The following is a 17,537-nucleotide window of genomic DNA, read 5'->3' as shown; positions in this document are numbered from 1 at the left end:
TCGTCATGTCTGAGACCAACAACCCGCTGCCCCGCGAGATCGCCGACGCCTACGTCGGCGACCTCATCACCCTCGACCCGGTCACCGGTACGTACCTCGGCGTGCAGGAGAGTTCCAGCCGCCTGCCCGATCTCTCCCCCGCGGGCCAGGCGGCGCTCGCGGAGCTCCAGCGGGCCACGCTCGCCCGGCTCGCCGAGGCCGAGACCAGGCCCGGCGCGGACAGCGGCATCGAGCGCCGCTGCGCCCGGCTGCTGCGGGAGCGGCTCACCGCGGAGATCGCCGTGCACGAGGCCGACGAGGGCCTGCGTTCGGTCGGCAACCTGGGCACGGTCGCCCACTCGGTGCGTGAGGTGTTCACCGTGACGCCGACGCGGACCGAGGAGGACTGGGCCGCGGTCGCCGAGCGGCTGCGCGCCGTGCCGACCGCGCTGGCGGGCTACCGGGAGTCCCTCGCGCTCGGACTGGAACGCAAGCTGTACGCGGCCCCGCGGCCGACCGCCACGTTCGTCGGGCAGCTCACCGAGTGGTCGGACACCGGCGAGGGCCGCGGCTGGTTCGAGGACTTCGCCGCGGACGGTCCAAACGCCCTGCGCGCGGAGCTGGACGCGGCGGCCGGGGCGGCCACCGCGGCCGTGGTGGAGCTGCGGGACTGGATGCGCGACGTGTACGCGCCGACGGTCGGGGACGCGCCGAACACCGTCGGCCGGGAGCGTTACGCCCGCTGGTCCCGCTACTACAACGGCACCGACCTCGATCTGGACGAGGCGTACGCCTACGGCTGGGCCGAGTACCACCGGCTGCTCGGTGAGATGAAGAAGGAGGCCGAGAAGGTCCTGCCGGGTGCCGGGACGCCGTGGGTGGCGCTGGCGCACCTCGACGAGCACGGCCGGCACATCGAGGGGGTCGACCAGGTTCGTGAGTGGCTGCAGGGCCTGATGGACAAGGCGATCGACTCGCTCGACGGCACCCACTTCGAACTCGCCGAGCGGGTGCGGAAGGTGGAGTCGAGGATCGCCCCGCCGGGCAGCGCGGCGGCACCGTACTACACGCCCCCGTCGGAGGACTTCTCCCGGCCGGGCCGTACCTGGCTGCCGGCCATGGGGCTGACCCGCTTCCCCGTCTACGACCTGGTGTCGACCTGGTACCACGAGGGCGTGCCCGGCCATCACCTCCAACTGGCGCAGTGGGCGCACGTCGCCGAGGACCTGTCCCGGTACCAGGCCTCCGTCGGCATGGTCAGTGCCAACGCGGAGGGCTGGGCGCTGTACGCGGAGCGGCTGATGGACGAACTCGGTTTCCTCACGGACGCGGAGGAGCGGCTCGGTTACCTGGACGCGCAGATGATGCGGGCCGCCCGGGTCGTCGTCGACATCGGCATGCACCTGGAGCTGGAGATTCCCGCGGACTCGCCGTTCCACCCGGGCGAGCGCTGGACGCCGGAACTGGCCGAGGAGTTCTTCGGGGCGCACAGCAGCCGTCCGGCGGACTTCGTGGAGAGCGAGCTGACCCGCTATCTGACGATCCCCGGCCAGGCCATCGGCTACAAGCTCGGCGAGCGGGCCTGGCTGCTGGGCCGGGAGAACGCCCGTAAACGGCACGGCGACGCCTTCGACCTCAAGGCGTGGCACATGGCGGCACTGTCCCAGGGTTCGCTGGGCCTGGACGACCTGGTGGACGAACTGTCGGCCCTGTGAGCCCGCCGGCGCCCCGGTGACCAGCGTGGTCCGGCCGCGTGGGGGCAGGGGGCACGGCGGAGTGCTTCGGGTGCGGGGTGGGGGTGGAAGTGGGGCATGGTCGGCAGTGACGGCGAGGCACAGGTTCCGGCGCACGCCGACATCGCGGCCCCGCCCCCGCCCCGCAGCGGCCGGGGCCTGGGTCAGCCCACTCCGTGCGTCCGTACCGTCGAGCCCGAGCGGCCCTTCACCACAGCGAGTTGGGCGTGGATGCGCCGGCGCAGGTCGGCGACGTGGCTGACGATGCCCACGCTGCGGTCGCGCTCCCGCAGGGAGTCCAGGACGTCCAGCACCTCGTCGAGGGTCTGGTCGTCGAGGCTGCCGAAGCCCTCGTCGATGAAGAGGGTGTCCAGCCGGACCCCGCCGGCCTCGTCGGTGACGACGTCGGCGAGACCGAGCGCGAGGGCGAGCGAGGCGAAGAAGGTCTCGCCGCCCGAGAGGGTCGCGGTGTCCCGCTCCCGGCCGGTCCACGCGTCCACGACGTGCAGGCCGAGGCCGCTGCGGCCGCGGCCGGTGCGGTCGTCGGAGTGCACCAGGGTGTAGCGGCCGGACGACATGCGGCGCAGCCGTGCGGTCGCCGCGGCGGCCACCTGTTCCAGGCGGGCGGCCAGGACGTAGGACTCCAGGCGCATCCTGCGTTCGTTGTCCGCGGAGGTGCCCGCGGTGAGGCCCGCCATGCGGGCCGCCCGGTCATGCTCCTCGCGCAGCGGTGCCAGCCGCCGCGCCGAGGCGGTGGCCCGCGCGGAGAGCCGGTCGAGTTCGACGCAGCGACGGGCGGCGGCGTCGCGGGCGGAGGCCGCCTCGCGCACCCTGCGGCCCGCGGCCTCGGCGGCGCGCTGCGCGGCGGCGAGGTCTGCGGGGGGCTGCTGGGCGGCAGCCGCGGTTTCGGGCTCGGCGAGCACCGCGCGGACGGCGGCCTCCTGCTGCTGCCGGACCTCCAGGCGGTGCTGCAGCGCTCGGTGGTCGGCGGGGTCGAGGAGTGCCTCGGCCGCCGCCCGCGGGGTGTCGAACCCTGCCCGGAAGGCGGCGTCCGCGAGCCTGGCATCGGCGTGCTTGAGCCGCTGCGCGGCGCCGTCGGCGAGCCGGGCGGCCTCGGCGGCCTCGGTGAACCGTGCCGCGGTGCGCTCCAGTTGGGCGGCACGCACGGCCACGCTGTCCGCGGCACCCCGCGTCGTGGTCAACTCCTCCTCCAGCGCTGCCTGTTCCCGGTCCAGGCGCTCGCGAACGCCCACCCGCGCAGCCGTCCGGACCGCCGCCTCACGCTGTGCGGTGACCCGCCGCTCGTGCTCGTGCTCCGCCTGCCGCAGCCGTTCCTGCGCGGAGTGCAGTACGGAGGCCGCGTCCCGCGCACGCGCGTACTGCGCCTCCAGTTCCTCCACCTCGTGGACGAGTCGGCCGGTCGGTGTGTCCCCCGCCTCCGCTCCGGCAGCGGCCAGCGCCTCGCGGACGACGCCGAGGCGCCGTTCGTCGTCGGCTCGGCGTTCCTCCGCGCTCTGGTGGGCGGTGAGGGCGCGCTCCTCCGCCTCGCGGTCGACATGACCGGCGTCCTTGCGGGCGGGGGCGGGGTGCTCGGTGGCCCCGCAGACCGCGCAGGGCGCGCCGTCGGTAAGGCCCGCGGCGAGTTCGGCGGCGATGCCGGCCAGCCGCTGTTCCTTGAGGTCGAGCCAGTGCTGCTTGGCCGCGAGTGCCTGCTCCCGGGCCTTTCGGGCCTGCTCGGCGGCGCGGTCGGTGTCCCCGGCCAGCTGGTCCCGCAGCCGTGCGGCGTTGAGCCGCCTGTGCGCGGGGTCGCGCTGCACCGCGAGTTCGCCGGCCCTGGTCGCGGCCTCCTGCGCGGACTCGATGCGGGCCTGAAGCCCGGCCCGGGTCTCTGCCCAGCCGGTGAGCCAGGCGTCCGACTCGTCCAGCGCCTCGTCGTCGGCGCGCTCCTGGCGGTCCAGGCCGGCCCGCTCGTCGAGGAGTTCGGCGAGCCGTCGCTCGGCGCGGCGGGCCGACTCGAGGCCACCCAGTTCCTCGGCGGCCCGGCGTGCGGCGGCGGCGAGTCCGGCCGCGCCCGCCTCCTGGTGGGCCACGGGGAGCAGGGCACGCGTGCGCGCCTCGACGGCGGCCTCGTCCCGGTGTTCGGCGTCGGCGGACTCCCGCAGTTCCAGGGCGGGGGCGACCGCCTCGGCTTTGCGGGAGCGGTCCAGGCGGGTCTGCGCCTCCTGCCGGGCTCCGTCCCCCTCCGCCAGCCGAGCCGCGCTCTCCCGTGCCTCGGCGAACCGCCGCTGCAGCCGGTCCCGTTCGCGTACGCCGTCCAGTGACCGGTCGGCGGTGGCCTGGGCGGATTCGGCCGCGGTGAGCCGGCAGCGGGCGACGGCGAGCTGTTCGCGGGCGGTGCTGCGGGCGACGGCGGCCGCGGTCAGCACGCTCTCGGCCAGTCCCGGTTCGCCCGGCGCGAGGTCGTCGAGGGGCATGGCCTCGCCCGCTGCCTGCTGCATCCGGTGCGCTTCGGCGAGCAGGTCCGCGTCGCCGTCCCGTACCTGGGACTCGGTGGCGCGGCGGCGCTCGGCGAGGTGCTTTTCCACATCGGCGAAGCGGCGGGTGTCGAAGAGCCGGCCGAGAAGCTTGCCGCGGGCCTCGGCGTCGGCGCGCAGGAACCGCGCGAAGTCGCCCTGGGGCAGGAGGACGACCTGGCAGAACTGCTCCCGGCTCATGCCGAGGAGCTGGGCGATCTCCTCGCCGATCTCCTGGTGGGAGCGGCTGAGGTCCTTCCAGGACCGGGCCGCCGGGTCGTACTCGCGCAGCCAGGTCTGCGCCTTGTCGAGGGTGGTGCCGGTGCCGCGCTTCTTCGGGCGCTGCCAGGGCGGTTGCCGGGTGACTTCGAGCCGGCGTCCGACAACGGTGAGGTCGAGCGTGACCTCGGTGCGGGTGGCGGGGGCGGCGTGGTCGCTGCGCAGGGTCATGCCCTGTCCGCTCTGCCGGGCCCCGGGGACGGAGCCGTACAGCGCGTAGCAGACGGCGTCGAGTATCGAGGTCTTGCCGGCGCCGGTGGGGCCGTGCAGCAGGAAGAGGCCCGCGGCGGACAGCTCGTCGAAATCGACGGTGAGCGAGCCGCCGAAGGGCCCGAAGGCGGTGATGTCGAGCCGGTGCAGCCTCACCGCGCCGCCTCCCGTACGGCCTGGTCGGCGCGGGCGGCGTCGACGGCGTCCCGCAGGACGGCCCTCTCCCGCTCGTCGGGGCCGGTGCCGCGCACATGGGCGACGAAGTCCTCCGCGATCTGCTGGTCGTCACGGCCGGCGAGGCGTCGGGCGTAGGAGACCGCCGGGTCGTCGGGCGCGCGGTCGGGTTCGAAGACGAGGCTGAGGACGTGCGGGAAGCGTTCGCCGAGCCTGGCCATCGGGTCGGCCGGGCGGACCGGGTCGGTGAGGGTGGCCTCGACCCACGCCTCGGTGTGCGGTTCGAGCCCGGGGTCGGCGAGCAGTTCCTCCAGGGTGCCGCGGATCCGGGCGAGGGCGCGCGGCACCGGGCAGTCGACCCGCTCGGCGGTGAGACCGCCGTCGGCGGCCAGGTCGACGAGCCACATGCTCTTGCGGTGGTCCGCCTCGGAGAAGGAGTACGGAAGCGGGGAGCCGGAGTAGCGCACGCGCTCGGTGAGGGTCTGGCAGCCGTGCAGGTGCCCGAGCGCCACGTAGTCGACGCCGTCGAACACTCCGGCGGGTACTGCGGCGACCCCGCCCACGGTGATGTCCCGCTCACTGTCGCTCGGTGCCCCGCCGGTGACGAAGGCGTGCGCGAGGACGACCGAACGGGTGACGTGCGGGCGGGCGGCGAGGTCGGCGCGGATCCGGTCCATGGCGGCGGCGAGCACCGTCTCGTGCCCCGCCTTCTCCAGCCCGAACTCGTCCTTGACGAGCGCCGGTTCCAGATAGGGCACTCCGTAGAAAGCGACCTCCCCGTGGGTGTCGGACAGCATCACGGGGGTAGCGCTCGCCGAGGAGTCGGTCCGCAGATGGATACCCGCGCGCCCGATGAGTCCGGCACCGACGCCGAGGCGGCGGGCCGAGTCGTGGTTGCCGGAGATCATCACCGTCGGCACGCCCAGGTCGGCGAGGCGGTGCAGGGCGTCGTCGAACAGCTCCACCGCGGCGAGCGGCGGCACGGCCCGGTCGTACACGTCTCCCGACACGACCACCGCGTCGACGGCGTGCTCACGCACGGTCGCGACCAGGTGGCCGATGAACTCGGCCTGGGCACCGAGCATGCCGACCCGGTGGAACGACCGGCCGAGGTGCCAGTCGGAAGTGTGCAGCAGTCTCATGATCCCCGAGAGTAACGGCCGGGTCCGACATCACAGCCGGAAACTCCCGTATCGCCCCGTCACGACCGGGGCCGCTTGAGCCCGTTGTACGGGCAGAGCACCCACTGCGGCGTCATGAGCCGACGGGGCGCGCGGTTGCGGTCGTCACACGTCGCCGTACGTCTCACCGCCTGGTTCGAAGCGGGCGGTCCCGGCGGTCGCGTCCGCGAGCCAGGACCGGAAGGCGTCCACATCGGCGTCCGGGAGGGCGATCTCGATCGTGACCTCCTCGCCGTAGCGCACGTCCCGCACCTCGCGTCCCGTGGAGCGCAGGTCGTTCTGGACCTTGCCGGCCCGCTGGTGGTCGACGGTCACCGCGGCCAGCCGGAACCGGCGCCGGGTGAGCGTGCCGACACTGTCCAGCGCCTCGCCGACAGCCCCGCCGTAGGCGCGGATGAGCCCGCCCGCGCCGAGTTTGACCCCGCCGTAGTAGCGGGTGACGACGGCGACGACGTACCGCATGTCGCGGCGCAGCAGCATCTGGAGCATGGGGACGCCCGCGGTGCCGCCGGGTTCGCCGTCGTCGCTCGCTTTCTGGACGGAGGCGTCCGCGCCGATGACGTAGGCCCAGCAGTTGTGGGTGGCGTCGGAGTGCTCCTTGCGGACGGCGGCGACGAACTCCTGCGCCTCCCGCTCGGTGGCCGCCGGGGCGAGCGCGCACAGGAAGCGGGAGCGGTTGATCTCGGTCTCGTGCACACCGGCGCGGGTGACGGTGCGGTACTCGTCCTGCATCCGGCCACCCTATGCGCAGCCGTCCGGGCGGGACGTCACGGGCGGCAGGCGCGGGACGGGCGGGCGGGGGCGGACCGGTACAGGCGGGGCTGACGGCCGGGCGTGCCGAAAGGCCTGCCGCGCGTTGCCCCGGGGCACGGTCATTGCGGTCAGCAGGGCGGTGCCGGGGGCGAGGTCCGTCCAGGCGGCGCCGCGCCAGGACAGCACCGCGACCGCGGAGGTCGGGAACTTGGCGCGGACCCGGTCGAGCGTGTCGCCCACACCGTCGCCGACCAGCGTCAGGACGAGGTCGGCCAGGCCCGGGTCGTGGCCGATCAGCAGCAGGGTGCCGACTTCGGCGGGCACCTCGCGCACCGCCGCCAGCAGGTCGGGAACACCGGCGGCGTAGAGCCGCGGCTCGTGCCGGACCGGCGGGGGTGTGTCCCACTGGGCCGCCACCGGCTCCCAGGTCCGGCGCGCGCGTACGGCGGTGGAGCACAGGACGAGGCCGGGCGTGCCGACGGTCCCGGCGATCGCGCGCCCGGCGGCGGGCGCGTCGCGCTCGCCGCGCGCGGCGAGCGGACGGTCGTGGTCGGGTACGCCCTCGGGCCAGGCGGACTTGGCGTGCCGCAGCACGACCAGCCGGCGCGACGGCCCCGTCCCGGTGGACCCGGTGCCTCCCGCGGCCCCGGTCCCGCCTGGGTTCCCGGTCATGCCGGGGATCCCAGGTCCCGGGTGAGGTCGAGGCCGAGCAGCCGGTCGGCGTAGGCGTACGTCTCGAAGCGGGCACCGTCCGGCACCTCCGCGTCCTGCTCCACCGCGCGGAGCAGGCGGAGCACGCCGGCCGCGTCCAGGTCGTCCTCCCAGGCGGTGCGCAGGGCCACCCGCACCGTGTCGGGGATGGGCCGCGAGGGCCGGTGCGCCCAGGCGGCGACCGCACCGCGCCAGCGCCCGAGGGTGCCCGCGGCCTCGTCCAGGGCGGCGAGGTCGAGCCGCAGCGGACTGCTCCGGGGACGCGCGAGCAGGGCGAGCCGCAGGACCGTCGGCTCGGTGGGGTCGTCCGGGGCGGTGAGACGGGCGGGGCCGGGGACGTCGCTGGAATCGGCGCGATCGGCGCCGTCCGGCGCGTCACCCAGCCCTTCCTGGTGGACGGGGGCGACGACGACACGCACTCCGTCGGGTGCCGCGCCGCCCTCGCTCACCACGTGCAGGACCTGGGCCTCCCCCAGTCCCGTACCGGCGTCCCGGCCGTCCTCGAAGGGCCGTACGCCGAGGGCGGCGCCCGCGGCACGCAGTTCGGGCAGGTCCCGTTCGCCGTCGAGCAGCGCCCACACCGGGGTGCCGCCGAGTTCCAGGGCGCGCACGAGCAGGTCGGCGACGAGCAGCACGCGCAGGTTCGTCGGATCCAACCCACGCGTGTGGGCCTCGACGCGGGTGAGGCCCCGCCGGGCGGGGGTGGCGTCCACGAGTTCGCCGGTCCGGGCGTCGGTGATGCGCAGCACGAGGCGAGCGTAGGCGCACAAGCGGGCCCGCGCAGTCATCTCGCACTCTTTTCGGGGGACGCCGTGGCTCCGGGACGTTCCCCAAGTCCTTGGGAATCACCCCGGACTCCGGTTCGTTGCCCGTAGGACAGCTCCCTGACGACCACTACGGCTACGCCCCCAGGAGGCCCACGGTGTACGGCGACGAGGCAACGGTCCGCAGGATCCTCACCGGGCTCGGCGACACCTGGGCCGTGGTGGGCCTGTCGTCGAACCGGCAGCGCGCGGCGTACGGCGTCGCCCAGGTGCTGCAGCGTTTCGGCAAACGTGTGGTGCCGGTGCATCCGAAGGCCGAGACGGTGCAGGGCGAGCAGGGGTACGCCTCGCTGGCGGACATCCCCTTCGAGGTGGACGTCGTGGACGTGTTCGTGAACAGCGAACTGGCCGGGGCGGTCGCGGACGAGGCGGTTGCCAAGGGCGCCAGGGCGATCTGGTTCCAGTTGGACGTCGTCGACGAGGCGGCCTACGAGCGGGCCCGCGCGGCGGGCCTGGAGATGGTGATGGACCGCTGCCCCGCGATCGAGATACCGCGGCTGGGTCAGGGCTGATCTCACCGGCCTCCAGGCCGAAAGCACGACCACGGCGTCCCCGCGTCAGCAGGGCGCGCTGCCGCCGCAACGACCGGATGACGCAGTCCTCACCCTGCCGCGGCGATTACGGCTCCCTTGCTCCACAACGGCTTCCGATCTTCGTCCGGGTGCCGGTCCGGCCGGGCTGACCGCCGGCAGCATCCTGCGGGCGGCCGGTGGGGAGTGCCTGGTCCCGGAGGCCGGGTCGAGGGAGTTCATCGAGTGGCGGCCCCGGGCCGGGGTGATCGAGGAAGGGGGCGGTGCGCGGGCTGGAGCGGCGTGGTCCCGCACGGAGCCTGCTGGAGCGGGCCGAGTCGCACTCCGCGTGCAGGTTCCGCTTCGACGGGGCCTTCCTGCTCGGTGACGCGCCGGCCGGCTACGCGCAGGACTGCCTGCGGCGCGTGCGGGGATACCAGGGGTTCTCGCAGTGGCTCTCCGAACTCCGCCACGGTGCCGCGGCGGGCGAACCGTTCCGCTCGGGCACCATGCCGGCCCGGCTGCTGCGTCTGTTCACGTCCCGCGCCGCCGCCTTCGCCGAGCAGGACCCGGGCACGGCCGTCATGTGCCGGCCGGGGGAGCAGGGAGCGCCTCCCCGACTGCCTCAGTCGTGCGGAGGCCGGTCGCTCAGCCGGTGGTCGGCGACGTTCAGAGCCTCGTCCACCAGCCGCCGCAGATGTCCGTCACGCAGTGAGTAGATCACTCTGCGGCCCTCCTTGCGCGTGCTCACAAGACCCGCGAGGCGCAGCCGCGCCAGATGCTGGCTGACCGCGGGCCGCGCCGCCCCGCACACCTCCGTGAGCGCGCTGACGTCGGCCTCGCCGCCGGTCAGCGCGTGCAGCAGGGCCAGCCGGGTGCGGTCGCCGAGCAGGGCCAGGAATTCCGCGGCGAGCGCGAACTGCTCACCGCCGGGCGTGTGTGGGTGCGCATCGTGCGCAGGCGACAGGTGCATGCGTGCGCTCATACGCACATAATGGCCCCGTGGGCGACAGCCCGTCCACCTCGCGTACCGGAAGGGGACCCACGTGAGCGACCGGCACGAGCACGGCCAGGACCACGAGCGCGGACATCGGCACGGCCCCAGCCGAGGCCACCGTCTCCGTCATCTGCTCACCCCGCACTCCCACGAGACCGCGGACAAGCTCGACTCCGCCCTCGAGTCCTCGGCCCGCGGTCTGCGGGCGCTGTGGGTCTCGCTGGCGGTGCTCGGTGCGACGGCACTGGCACAGGCGGTCGTGGTGGCTGTCTCGGGCTCGGTCGCGCTGCTCGGCGACACGGTCCACAACACCGCGGACGCGCTGACCGCCGTACCGCTCGGGGTCGCCTTCGTGCTGGGCCGGCGGGCCGCCACCCGTCGTTTCACCTACGGATACGGCCGGGCCGAGGACCTGGCGGGCATCGTGATCGTGCTGACGATCGCCGCCTCCGCGGCCTTCGCGGGCTGGACGGCGGTGGACCGGCTCCTCGACCCGCGTCCGGTGAACCACGTCCCGGTGGTCGCCGTCGCAGCTCTCGTCGGCTTCGCGGGCAACGAGTGGGTGGCCCGCTACCGCATCCGGGTCGGCCGGGCCATCGGCTCGGCCGCGCTGGTCGCCGACGGACTGCACGCCCGGACGGACGGGTTCACCTCACTCGCCGTCCTGCTGGGCGCCGGCGGGGCGGCCCTGGGGTGGCAGCTCGCGGACCCGGTCGTGGGGCTGGCGATCACGGCGGCGATCGTCCTGGTGCTGTGGAACGCGGCGCGGGAGGTGTTCCGGCGGGTGATGGACGCCGTCGACCCCGCGCTCGTGGACCGGGCCGAGCAGGCGCTGAGGGAGGTGCCCGATGTGCGCGGGGTGGGTGAGCTGCGGCTGCGCTGGATCGGTCACCGGCTGCGGGCCGAGGTGGCGGTCGTGGTGGACGGCGGGGCGACCGTGCGGGAAGCCCACCGCGTCGCGGTCGACGCCGAGCACGCCCTGCTGCACGCGGTACCCCGGCTGGCCGCGGCCCTGGTCCACGCCGACCCGGAGCCCGCCCCGGGCGAGCACGACCCGCACCTGCCCCTGGCCCACCACTCGGTGGCATGACCGGTACGGGCGAGACGGCTCGGCCGTACCGGGACCGTCTCCGTGAGCGACCGGAACTCAGGCCGCTCCCAGCCCCTCCAGCACGATCGCGCCCGGCAGTTCGGCGAAGGCCTTGCCCGGCACCAGGAGTTTGCCCCGCCGGCGCCCGCTGCCGACGAGCACGTACGGCAGGTCGACGACGGCCGCGTCCACGAGTACCGGCCAGTCGGCGGGCAGTCCGATCGGGGTGATGCCGCCGTACTCCATGCCGCTCTCCCCCGTCGCCGTGTCCATCGGGGCGAACGACGCCTTGCGAGAACCGAGTTGACGGCGCACGATGCCGTTGACGTCGGCCCGGGCCGTGGAGGGGACGACACAGGCGGCGAGGGTGCTCCCGCCGCCCCGCTTGCCCGCCACGACCACGCAGTTCGCCGAGCGCTCGAGCAGGTCCTGGCCGTAGTGCTCGACGAAGACGGCGGTGTCGGCCCAGCGCGGGTCCGTGTCGACGTAGAGGATCTGCTCGGCGGGGACACTGCCGCTCCAGGCACGGACGGCAGCGGCGACCGGCGCGGTGAGCCGGCCGAGGCATTCGGGGGCGGGGGTGGCGTGGTCGAAGGTGCCGATGGGCGCGCGCATGACGGCACCGTAACAGCCGTGCGGCGGCCGTCGGCGGGGTGTTCCGGCGGCCGTCGGGAGCGCTGGTGCGGGCGGGGTCCCCGCACTCGCCCGGCAGGAGCCGCCCGTCCCGCGTCTTCGGGAGGTGAGGGTCTCAGCTCCCGGGTTCCAGCTCGGCGAGCCGGGCCACACCCTCCTCGTCCAGCTCCGACAACGCCCGCAACTGCTCCGGTGTGACGCCCTCCGGGATCGGCACCGGCGCCGGCGTGCGCAGCGGCGGCTGCCAGCCCTCCTCGGTGGTCCAGCGGCGTACGACCCGGGCCGGGGCGCCCGCGACCACGGCGTGGTCGGGAACCGTGCCCCGCACCACCGCGCCCGCGGCCACCACTACGTTCCGCCCGATCCGCGCACCGGGGAGGATCACCGCCCCGGTGCCGATCCAGCAGCCGGGGCCGATCTCCACCGGGTCCATCCGCGGCCACTGCTTGCCGATGGGCTCGTGCGGATCGTCGTAGGAGTGGTTGGTGGACGTGATGTAGACGTACGGCCCGAAGTAGCAGTCGCTGCCGATGGTGACGGTGGTGTCGGCGATGACATGGCTGCCGCGGCCGAGCACGACGCCGTCGCCCAGGCGCAGGATCGGGTCGGGACCCAGCTCCAGGCCGGGCATCAGACCGGCGGTCAGGGTGACCTGTTCGCCGATGATGCAGTGCGCGCCGAGCCGGATCCAGGGTTCGCCGAAGACGGTGCCGAGCGGGAAGGCGAGCCTGGTACCTGTTCCCATCGCGCCGAAGTGGAAACGGCCGGGGTGCTCGGCGGTCACCGAACCCGTGTGCTGCACCCAGGACCAGCCCGCGTGGACCGCGCGCTGCGCGAGGCGGCGCGACCAGGACGAGAACGTGTTCCTGATTTTCGGCACCTGCCCACCGTAGTCGCCGGGCATGACGCCCATGCGCCGTGCGCCCTGTGATCTTCACCCCACGCCTCTGGCGTACGGTGCCTGTCATCACCCGACCAGGAGGCGAGGCGACGATGACGCACAAGGCGCTGATCACCGGTATCGGCGGCAGAGAACCCCAGGTGGACCCGACCGCCTTCGTGGCACCGACGGCCACGGTGATCGGGGGCGTGACGCTGGGGGCGGGCGCGAGCGTCTGGTACGGCGCGGTCCTGCGCGGCGACGTGGAGGCGATCGCGGTCGGCGCGAGCAGCAACGTCCAGGACAACTGCACGCTGCACGCCGATCCCGGCTTCCCCGTCACGGTCGGCGAACGCGTCTCCGTCGGGCACAACGCCGTGGTGCACGGGGCGACGGTCGGGGACGACTGCCTGATCGGCGTGGGGGCCACGGTGCTCAACGGCGCGGTGATCGGCGCCGGTTCCCTGGTGGCCGCGCAGGCGCTGGTGCCGCAGGGTATGGAGGTGCCGCCGGGCTCGCTGGTCGCGGGGGTCCCGGCGAAGGTCCGGCGGGAGCTGACGGAGGAGGAGCGCGCGGGGCTGGCGCTCAACGGAACGATGTACGCGGGGCTGGCGAAGGCGCACCGCGACGTGCACGGTGTGCCGTAGGGCCTGTCCGGACCGGTCGTGGGTGACGGCGCTCAGGCGTTCCAGCTCCACTCGGCGACCTCGGGCAGGTCGGTGCCGTGTGCGCGGATCCAGTCGTGGTGCCGGGTGCGGACGTCGGCCATCCGCTGGCGTACGGCGGCGGCGCGGACCGCGAGGCCCGGGACGCGGCCGATGACGTCCATGACCAGCCGGTAGCGGTCGAGGTCGTTGCGGACCACCATGTCGAACGGCGTGGTGGTCGTCCCGGACTCCTTGTAGCCACGGACGTGCAGGTGCTCGTGCCCGGTGCGCCGGTAGGCGAGGCGATGGATCAGCCACGGGTAGCCGTGGTAGGCGAAGATGACCGGCTTGTCGGTGGTGAACAGGCCGTCGTACTCGAAGTCGGTCATGCCGTGCGGGTGTTCCCCGTGGGGCAGCAGCCGGGTGAGGTCGACGACGTTGACGACGCGGACCGCCAGGTCCGGCAGGTGGCGGCGCAGCAGCTGTGCCGCGGCCAGCACCTCCTGGGTGGGCACGTCCCCGGCACAGCCCAGCACCACGTCGGGTGTGCCGCCGTTCTCGGTACCGGCCCAGTCCCAGACTCCGGCGCCGCGTGCGCAGTGGACGCGGGCCTCGTCCATGGACAGCCAGTCGAAGCACGGCTGCTTGCCGGCCACGACGACGTTGACGTAGTCCCGGCTGCGCAGCGCGTGGTCCGCGACCGACAGCAGGGTGTTGGTGTCCGGCGGCAGGTAGACCCGGACGACCTCGGGGCTCTTGTTGAGCACGTGGTCGACGAAGCCGGGGTCCTGGTGGGAGAAGCCGTTGTGGTCCTGGCGCCACACGTGCGAGGTGAGCAGGTAGTTGAGGGAGGCGATGGGGGCGCGCCACGGCAGTTCGCGGGAGGTCCTCAGCCACTTGATGTGCTGGTTGACCATCGAGTCGACGATGTGCACGAACGCCTCGTAGCTGGAGAAGAGCCCGTGCCGTCCGGTGAGCAGATAGCCCTCGAGCCAGCCCTGGCAGAGGTGTTCGGAGAGGATCTCCATCACGCGGCCGTGCGGGTCGAGGTGCTCGTCGACGTCGAGGGTGCCGGCCTGCCAGGCCTTGCCGCTGACGTCGTAGACGGCCTGCAGTCGGTTGGACGCCGTCTCGTCGGGGCCGACGAGACGGAAGTCCCGCCGGCCGGCGGTCTCCTTCATGACCTGCCTCAGGAGGCCGCCGAGGACGCGGGTGGGTTCGTGGAGGGTCACGCCGGGCTTGTCGACGGGGGCGGCGAAGTCGTCGAGGTCCGGCATCGGCAGGTCGCGGACGAGCAACCCGCCGTTGGCATGCGGGGTGGCCCCGAGCCTTTGGGCACCCTCGGGGACACAGGCGAGGACGTCCGCGACGGGCCGGCCCTCGGCGTCGAACAGTTCCTCGGGCCGGTACGACCGCAGCCAGGCCTCCAACTGGTGCAGGTGCTCCGGCTTCTCGCGGACCGCAGGCAGCGGCACCTGGTGGGAGCGCCAGGTGTTCTCCACGGGTACGCCGTCCACCTCGGCCGGACCGGTCCAGCCCTTGGGAGTGCGCAGCACGATCACCGGCCAGGACATCCGCTCGGTCGCGCCGCCCTCGCGGGCGGCGCGCTGCGCCGCCGCGATGCGGTCCAGCGCGGTGTCCAGTGCCTGGGCCATCGCCCGGTGGACGAGGACGGGGTCGTCGCCGGCCACGTGGATCGGCTCGTGGCCGTAGCCGCGCAGCAGCGCGTCGAGTTCGGCCTCGGGGATGCGGGACAGCACGGTCGGATTGGCGATCTTGTAGCCGTTGAGGTGCAGGATCGGCAGGACGGCGCCGTCGTGGACCGGGTCGAGGAACTTGTTGGAGTGCCAGGACGCGGCCAGCGGCCCGGTCTCCGCCTCGCCGTCGCCGATCACGCAGGCGACCAGCAGGTCCGGGTTGTCGAATGCGGCGCCGTAGGCGTGGGCGAGGGAGTAGCCGAGTTCGCCGCCCTCGTGGATCGATCCGGGGACCTCCGGGGCGACGTGGCTGGGGACGCCGCCGGGGAAGGAGAACTGCCGGAAGAGCCGTGCCATGCCCGGGGCGTCGCGGCCGACGTCCGGGTACCTCTCGCTGTAACTGCCCTCCAGCCAGGAGTTGGCCAGCACCGAGGGGCCGCCGTGGCCCGGTCCCCAGACGCACAGCGCGTCCAGCCCGCGTGCGCCGATCACCCGGTTCAGGTGGGTGTACACCAGGTTCAGTCCGGGCGAGGTGCCCCAGTGCCCGAGCAGCCTCGGCTTGATGTGCTCGGCCCTGAGGGGCTCGGTGAGCAGCGGGTTCGCCAGCAGGTAGATCTGTCCCGCCGCCAGGTAGTTGGCGGCGCGCCAGTGGGCGTCCAGCGTACGCAGCTCCTCGTCGGTCGGTGCGGTCCGGGTGTCCTGGTCCTCGGGCATGGCTGGCTCCGTGGGTGATCGACGGGGTGATCGCGGGATCAGGGGTGGGGCTCGGGGTGGGGAGTACCAGTTTCCGTCCGCCTCATCCTCCGGGCGGCCGAACGCGGGCATATGGCGTAATCCTGGCAGGGGGCACTCCGCTCCTCGCCGTCCCCGGCTCCCCGCTCCGTCCCGTGCTCTTCCTCCGGACGGCCGGTTCAGTCGTGCGCGACGACCGCGACCGGTGCCGCGGAGTGGTGCAGTACCGCGTGGGTGATCGGCCCGGTGCGGATCCCGAACGGATTGTGGCTCACACGTCGCCCGACCACGACGAGCGAGGCCTCCCGTGATGCGTCGATGAGCCGGGTGGACGGGCTGCCGCCGAAGGACTCCTCCACGACGTCGACGTCCTCGAACTCCGCTCTCCAGGGGCGGAGCAGCTTCGCGAGCGCCGCGGCCCGTTCCTCTGCGATCACCTGGTACGCGTGCGGGTCGGCCGGCAGTCCGTGGACGTAGTACGACGGCAGGTTCCAGCCGTGCAGGACGCGCAGTCCGGTGCCCCGCCGGGCTGCCTCGGCGAAAGCGAAGCGGATCACCGCGGCGTCGGGCCGGTCGGCGTCCACGCCGAGCAGGACCGGCCGGTAGCGGGTCGCGGCGGACGGGATGCCCGTGGGATCCGGCTCGTGCTCGTCGGCGGCCTGCTCCCCGGCACGGACCAGGACGACGGGCCGTTCGGTACGGGCCACGACGGCGAGACCGACGGAACCGACCAGGAATCCGGCGAAGCCGCTCATCCCGCGGGAGCCCAGCACGAGCAGTTCGGCGTCCTCCGCAGCCTCGGTCAGCACCTCGTGGGGCCGGCCGGTGACCTGTTCCGTGGTGACCTCGACCCCGGGGTGGCGCAGCCGCAGACCGGCCGCGGCCTCACCCGGCGTGGTCCCCCAGCCGTCGGCCGGGAGCGCCTCCGCCTCGCCTCCCCTCCTCCCCTGCCGACCGGCCTCCGCGCCGGCGAGCGGCGCCTGGGCGACAGGCTCCGGAGGGGGCTCTCGGACCTCGAACAGCCGGAGCGGCAGACCGCGCAGCTTCGCCTCGCGGGCCGCCCACTCGGCGGCGGCCCTGCTCTCCGCAGAACCGTCGAAACCGATGGTGATGGTGCGGGGCATGACGTGTACCTCCTGCTGCCGGAACGGGCCGACCTGCTGGTCGGACCGGTGCCGCTGTCGCTGAGACCACCTTCAGTATCGGTGGGCCGGGCGGCGGCCGGCAGGGGCCACAGGTCCCCACGAGGGCCGAAGGTCCCGCCCCGGAGCACCGGCGTTACGTCCCGGTACCCGGCCGACGGTCCCGCCCCTGTGCAGGGGCACCGGTGCGGTGAGGCCGGACGCCTTCGATCAGGGCCGTACGGCCCATGGCCCCGGCGGCGGCTCCGCAGGAGGCTGGAACCGTACCGGAACCACCCCGCACACCGCACCGGCAGCCCGCCCCACCCCGTATCTCGTATCCCTCATCCCGTAAGGGAGGCCGCGATGTTCGCTCCCCCGTCCCCCGGCATGCCGCTCGCCCTGCCCGCCGAGCACCGGGCGAAGCTCCTGGAGACCGCCCGCGAGGTGTCCTTCCCGCAGGGGACCCGGCTGTTCGAGGAGGGTGGCCGCGCGGACCGGTTCTGGGTCATCCGTACCGGTACCGTCGAGCTCGACATGCATGTCCCCGGCCGCCGCGCCGCCGTCATCGAACGTCTCGGGCACAACGAACTCGTCGGCTGGTCCTGGCTGTACAGTCCGCACGTCTGGCATCTGGGCGCGGAGGCGGCCACCCCGGTACGGACCTACGAGTTCGACGCCGCGGCCGTCCGCGCGATGGGCGAGGACGAGCCGGACCTCGGACGGGACATCGCCCAGTGGGTGGGCCATGTGGTCGCTCACCGGCTGCACTCCGCCCGCGTCCGGCTGCTGGACCTGTACGGTCCCTACGGGGCGGGCAGCAGCGTCTGAACCGGACACCGGGGCCCGCGGCCCAGGGCGGCAGGCCACCGCC

At 74.0% G+C, this 17,537-nt stretch carries 14 protein-coding genes and 2 pseudogenes; 6 read left to right on the top strand and 10 right to left on the bottom strand.

The genetic code is table 11. From position 1 onward, the window contains the following. Window positions 1–5 precede the first annotated feature (5 nt). A complete protein-coding gene (locus tag HUV60_RS30195) occupies window positions 6–1,694 on the top strand; it encodes a DUF885 domain-containing protein (RefSeq protein ID WP_257851287.1) in 1,689 nt (562 codons plus the stop codon). A gap of 182 nt (window positions 1,695–1,876) precedes the next feature. Here HUV60_RS30195 and HUV60_RS30190 read toward each other — a convergent pair whose 3' ends face one another. From HUV60_RS30190 to HUV60_RS30170, 5 genes and pseudogenes are all read right to left on the bottom strand, one after another. Continuing rightward, window positions 1,877–4,870, bottom strand: a complete 2,994-nt coding sequence (locus HUV60_RS30190) for an AAA family ATPase (protein WP_257851288.1) — start codon at window positions 4,868–4,870, stop codon at window positions 1,877–1,879. Further along, entirely contained in the window at window positions 4,867–6,030 is a 1,164-nt protein-coding gene (locus HUV60_RS30185; protein WP_257851289.1) for an exonuclease SbcCD subunit D, read from the bottom strand. Before HUV60_RS30185 ends, HUV60_RS30190 begins: the two co-directional genes overlap by 4 nt. A 144-nt stretch (window positions 6,031–6,174) precedes the next feature. Further along, window positions 6,175–6,801, bottom strand: a complete 627-nt coding sequence (locus HUV60_RS30180) for a YigZ family protein (protein WP_257851290.1) — start codon at window positions 6,799–6,801, stop codon at window positions 6,175–6,177. A 123-nt stretch (window positions 6,802–6,924) separates the two neighbouring features. Then, a pseudogene (locus HUV60_RS30175) lies at window positions 6,925–7,494 on the bottom strand (SixA phosphatase family protein); the annotation flags it as partial. Continuing rightward, window positions 7,491–8,321, bottom strand: coding sequence for a hypothetical protein (locus HUV60_RS30170; protein WP_257851291.1), 831 nt, complete (start codon window positions 8,319–8,321; stop codon window positions 7,491–7,493). The gene HUV60_RS30170 and the pseudogene HUV60_RS30175, both read right to left, overlap by 4 nt. A gap of 134 nt (window positions 8,322–8,455) precedes the next feature. Between HUV60_RS30170 and HUV60_RS30165 the strand changes: the two genes are divergently transcribed. Together HUV60_RS30165 and HUV60_RS30160 are read left to right on the top strand one after the other, a co-directional pair. After that, window positions 8,456–8,869 (top strand): CoA-binding protein, encoded by a 414-nt coding sequence (locus HUV60_RS30165; protein ID WP_257851773.1) that lies wholly within the window; start codon window positions 8,456–8,458, stop codon window positions 8,867–8,869. Window positions 8,870–8,946: 77 nt separating this feature from the next. Then, a pseudogene (locus tag HUV60_RS30160) lies at window positions 8,947–9,237 on the top strand (FAD-dependent monooxygenase); the annotation flags it as partial. Window positions 9,238–9,491: 254 nt separating this feature from the next. On the opposite strand, the gene HUV60_RS30155 reads toward HUV60_RS30160, so the two are convergent. Further along, window positions 9,492–9,851, bottom strand: coding sequence for an ArsR/SmtB family transcription factor (locus HUV60_RS30155; protein ID WP_257851292.1), 360 nt, complete (start codon window positions 9,849–9,851; stop codon window positions 9,492–9,494). A 61-nt stretch (window positions 9,852–9,912) separates the two neighbouring features. On the opposite strand from HUV60_RS30155, the gene HUV60_RS30150 reads away from it, so the two are divergent. Beyond that, complete coding sequence (locus HUV60_RS30150) at window positions 9,913–10,953, top strand: cation diffusion facilitator family transporter (protein WP_257851293.1); 1,041 nt, start codon at window positions 9,913–9,915, stop codon at window positions 10,951–10,953. Between the two features lie 57 nt (window positions 10,954–11,010). Here the strand turns inward: HUV60_RS30150 and HUV60_RS30145 are convergent, their stop codons facing one another. Then, window positions 11,011–11,568, bottom strand: coding sequence for a YbaK/EbsC family protein (locus tag HUV60_RS30145; RefSeq protein WP_257851294.1), 558 nt, complete (start codon window positions 11,566–11,568; stop codon window positions 11,011–11,013). Window positions 11,569–11,701: 133 nt separating this feature from the next. Further along, the gene (locus HUV60_RS30140; protein WP_257851295.1) at window positions 11,702–12,466 is read right to left on the bottom strand and encodes an acyltransferase; all 765 of its coding nucleotides are present in this window, start codon (window positions 12,464–12,466) and stop codon (window positions 11,702–11,704) included. Between the two features lie 113 nt (window positions 12,467–12,579). Between HUV60_RS30140 and HUV60_RS30135 the strand changes: the two genes are divergently transcribed. Further along, a complete protein-coding gene (locus HUV60_RS30135) occupies window positions 12,580–13,113 on the top strand; it encodes a gamma carbonic anhydrase family protein (protein ID WP_257851296.1) in 534 nt (177 codons plus the stop codon). A gap of 32 nt (window positions 13,114–13,145) precedes the next feature. Here HUV60_RS30135 and HUV60_RS30130 read toward each other — a convergent pair whose 3' ends face one another. Both HUV60_RS30130 and HUV60_RS30125 read right to left on the bottom strand, forming a co-directional pair. Continuing rightward, entirely contained in the window at window positions 13,146–15,524 is a 2,379-nt protein-coding gene (locus tag HUV60_RS30130; RefSeq protein WP_257851297.1) for a phosphoketolase family protein, read from the bottom strand. Between the two features lie 197 nt (window positions 15,525–15,721). After that, window positions 15,722–16,666, bottom strand: a complete 945-nt coding sequence (locus tag HUV60_RS30125) for a universal stress protein (RefSeq protein WP_257851298.1) — start codon at window positions 16,664–16,666, stop codon at window positions 15,722–15,724. Window positions 16,667–17,029: 363 nt separating this feature from the next. On the opposite strand from HUV60_RS30125, the gene HUV60_RS30120 reads away from it, so the two are divergent. Further along, window positions 17,030–17,494 (top strand): Crp/Fnr family transcriptional regulator, encoded by a 465-nt coding sequence (locus HUV60_RS30120; protein ID WP_257851299.1) that lies wholly within the window; start codon window positions 17,030–17,032, stop codon window positions 17,492–17,494. The last annotated feature ends 43 nt before the right edge of the window (window positions 17,495–17,537 follow it).

The sequence above is a fragment of the Streptomyces sp. KMM 9044 genome, from assembly GCF_024701375.2.
GTDB lineage: Bacteria > Actinomycetota > Actinomycetes > Streptomycetales > Streptomycetaceae > Streptomyces.
The sequence above is the reverse complement of the archived record's forward strand: the minus strand, read 5'-3'. Positions and strand labels throughout refer to the sequence as shown.

Bases quoted from the DNA above. Each gene is read 5' to 3' on its own strand.
- HUV60_RS30180 (WP_257851290.1), bottom strand. From the start codon at position 6,801: ATGCAGGACGAGTACCGCACCGTCACCCGCGCCGGTGTGCACGAGACC.
- HUV60_RS30155 (WP_257851292.1), bottom strand. From the start codon at position 9,851: ATGAGCGCACGCATGCACCTGTCGCCTGCGCACGATGCGCACCCACAC.
- HUV60_RS30125 (WP_257851298.1), bottom strand. From the start codon at position 16,666: ATGCCCCGCACCATCACCATCGGTTTCGACGGTTCTGCGGAGAGCAGG.
- HUV60_RS30170 (WP_257851291.1), bottom strand. From the start codon at position 8,321: ATGACTGCGCGGGCCCGCTTGTGCGCCTACGCTCGCCTCGTGCTGCGC.
- HUV60_RS30120 (WP_257851299.1), top strand. From the start codon at position 17,030: ATGTTCGCTCCCCCGTCCCCCGGCATGCCGCTCGCCCTGCCCGCCGAG.
- HUV60_RS30135 (WP_257851296.1), top strand. From the start codon at position 12,580: ATGACGCACAAGGCGCTGATCACCGGTATCGGCGGCAGAGAACCCCAG.
- HUV60_RS30130 (WP_257851297.1), bottom strand. From the start codon at position 15,524: ATGCCCGAGGACCAGGACACCCGGACCGCACCGACCGACGAGGAGCTG.
- HUV60_RS30195 (WP_257851287.1), top strand. From the start codon at position 6: ATGTCTGAGACCAACAACCCGCTGCCCCGCGAGATCGCCGACGCCTAC.
- HUV60_RS30145 (WP_257851294.1), bottom strand. From the start codon at position 11,568: ATGCGCGCGCCCATCGGCACCTTCGACCACGCCACCCCCGCCCCCGAA.
- HUV60_RS30185 (WP_257851289.1), bottom strand. From the start codon at position 6,030: ATGAGACTGCTGCACACTTCCGACTGGCACCTCGGCCGGTCGTTCCAC.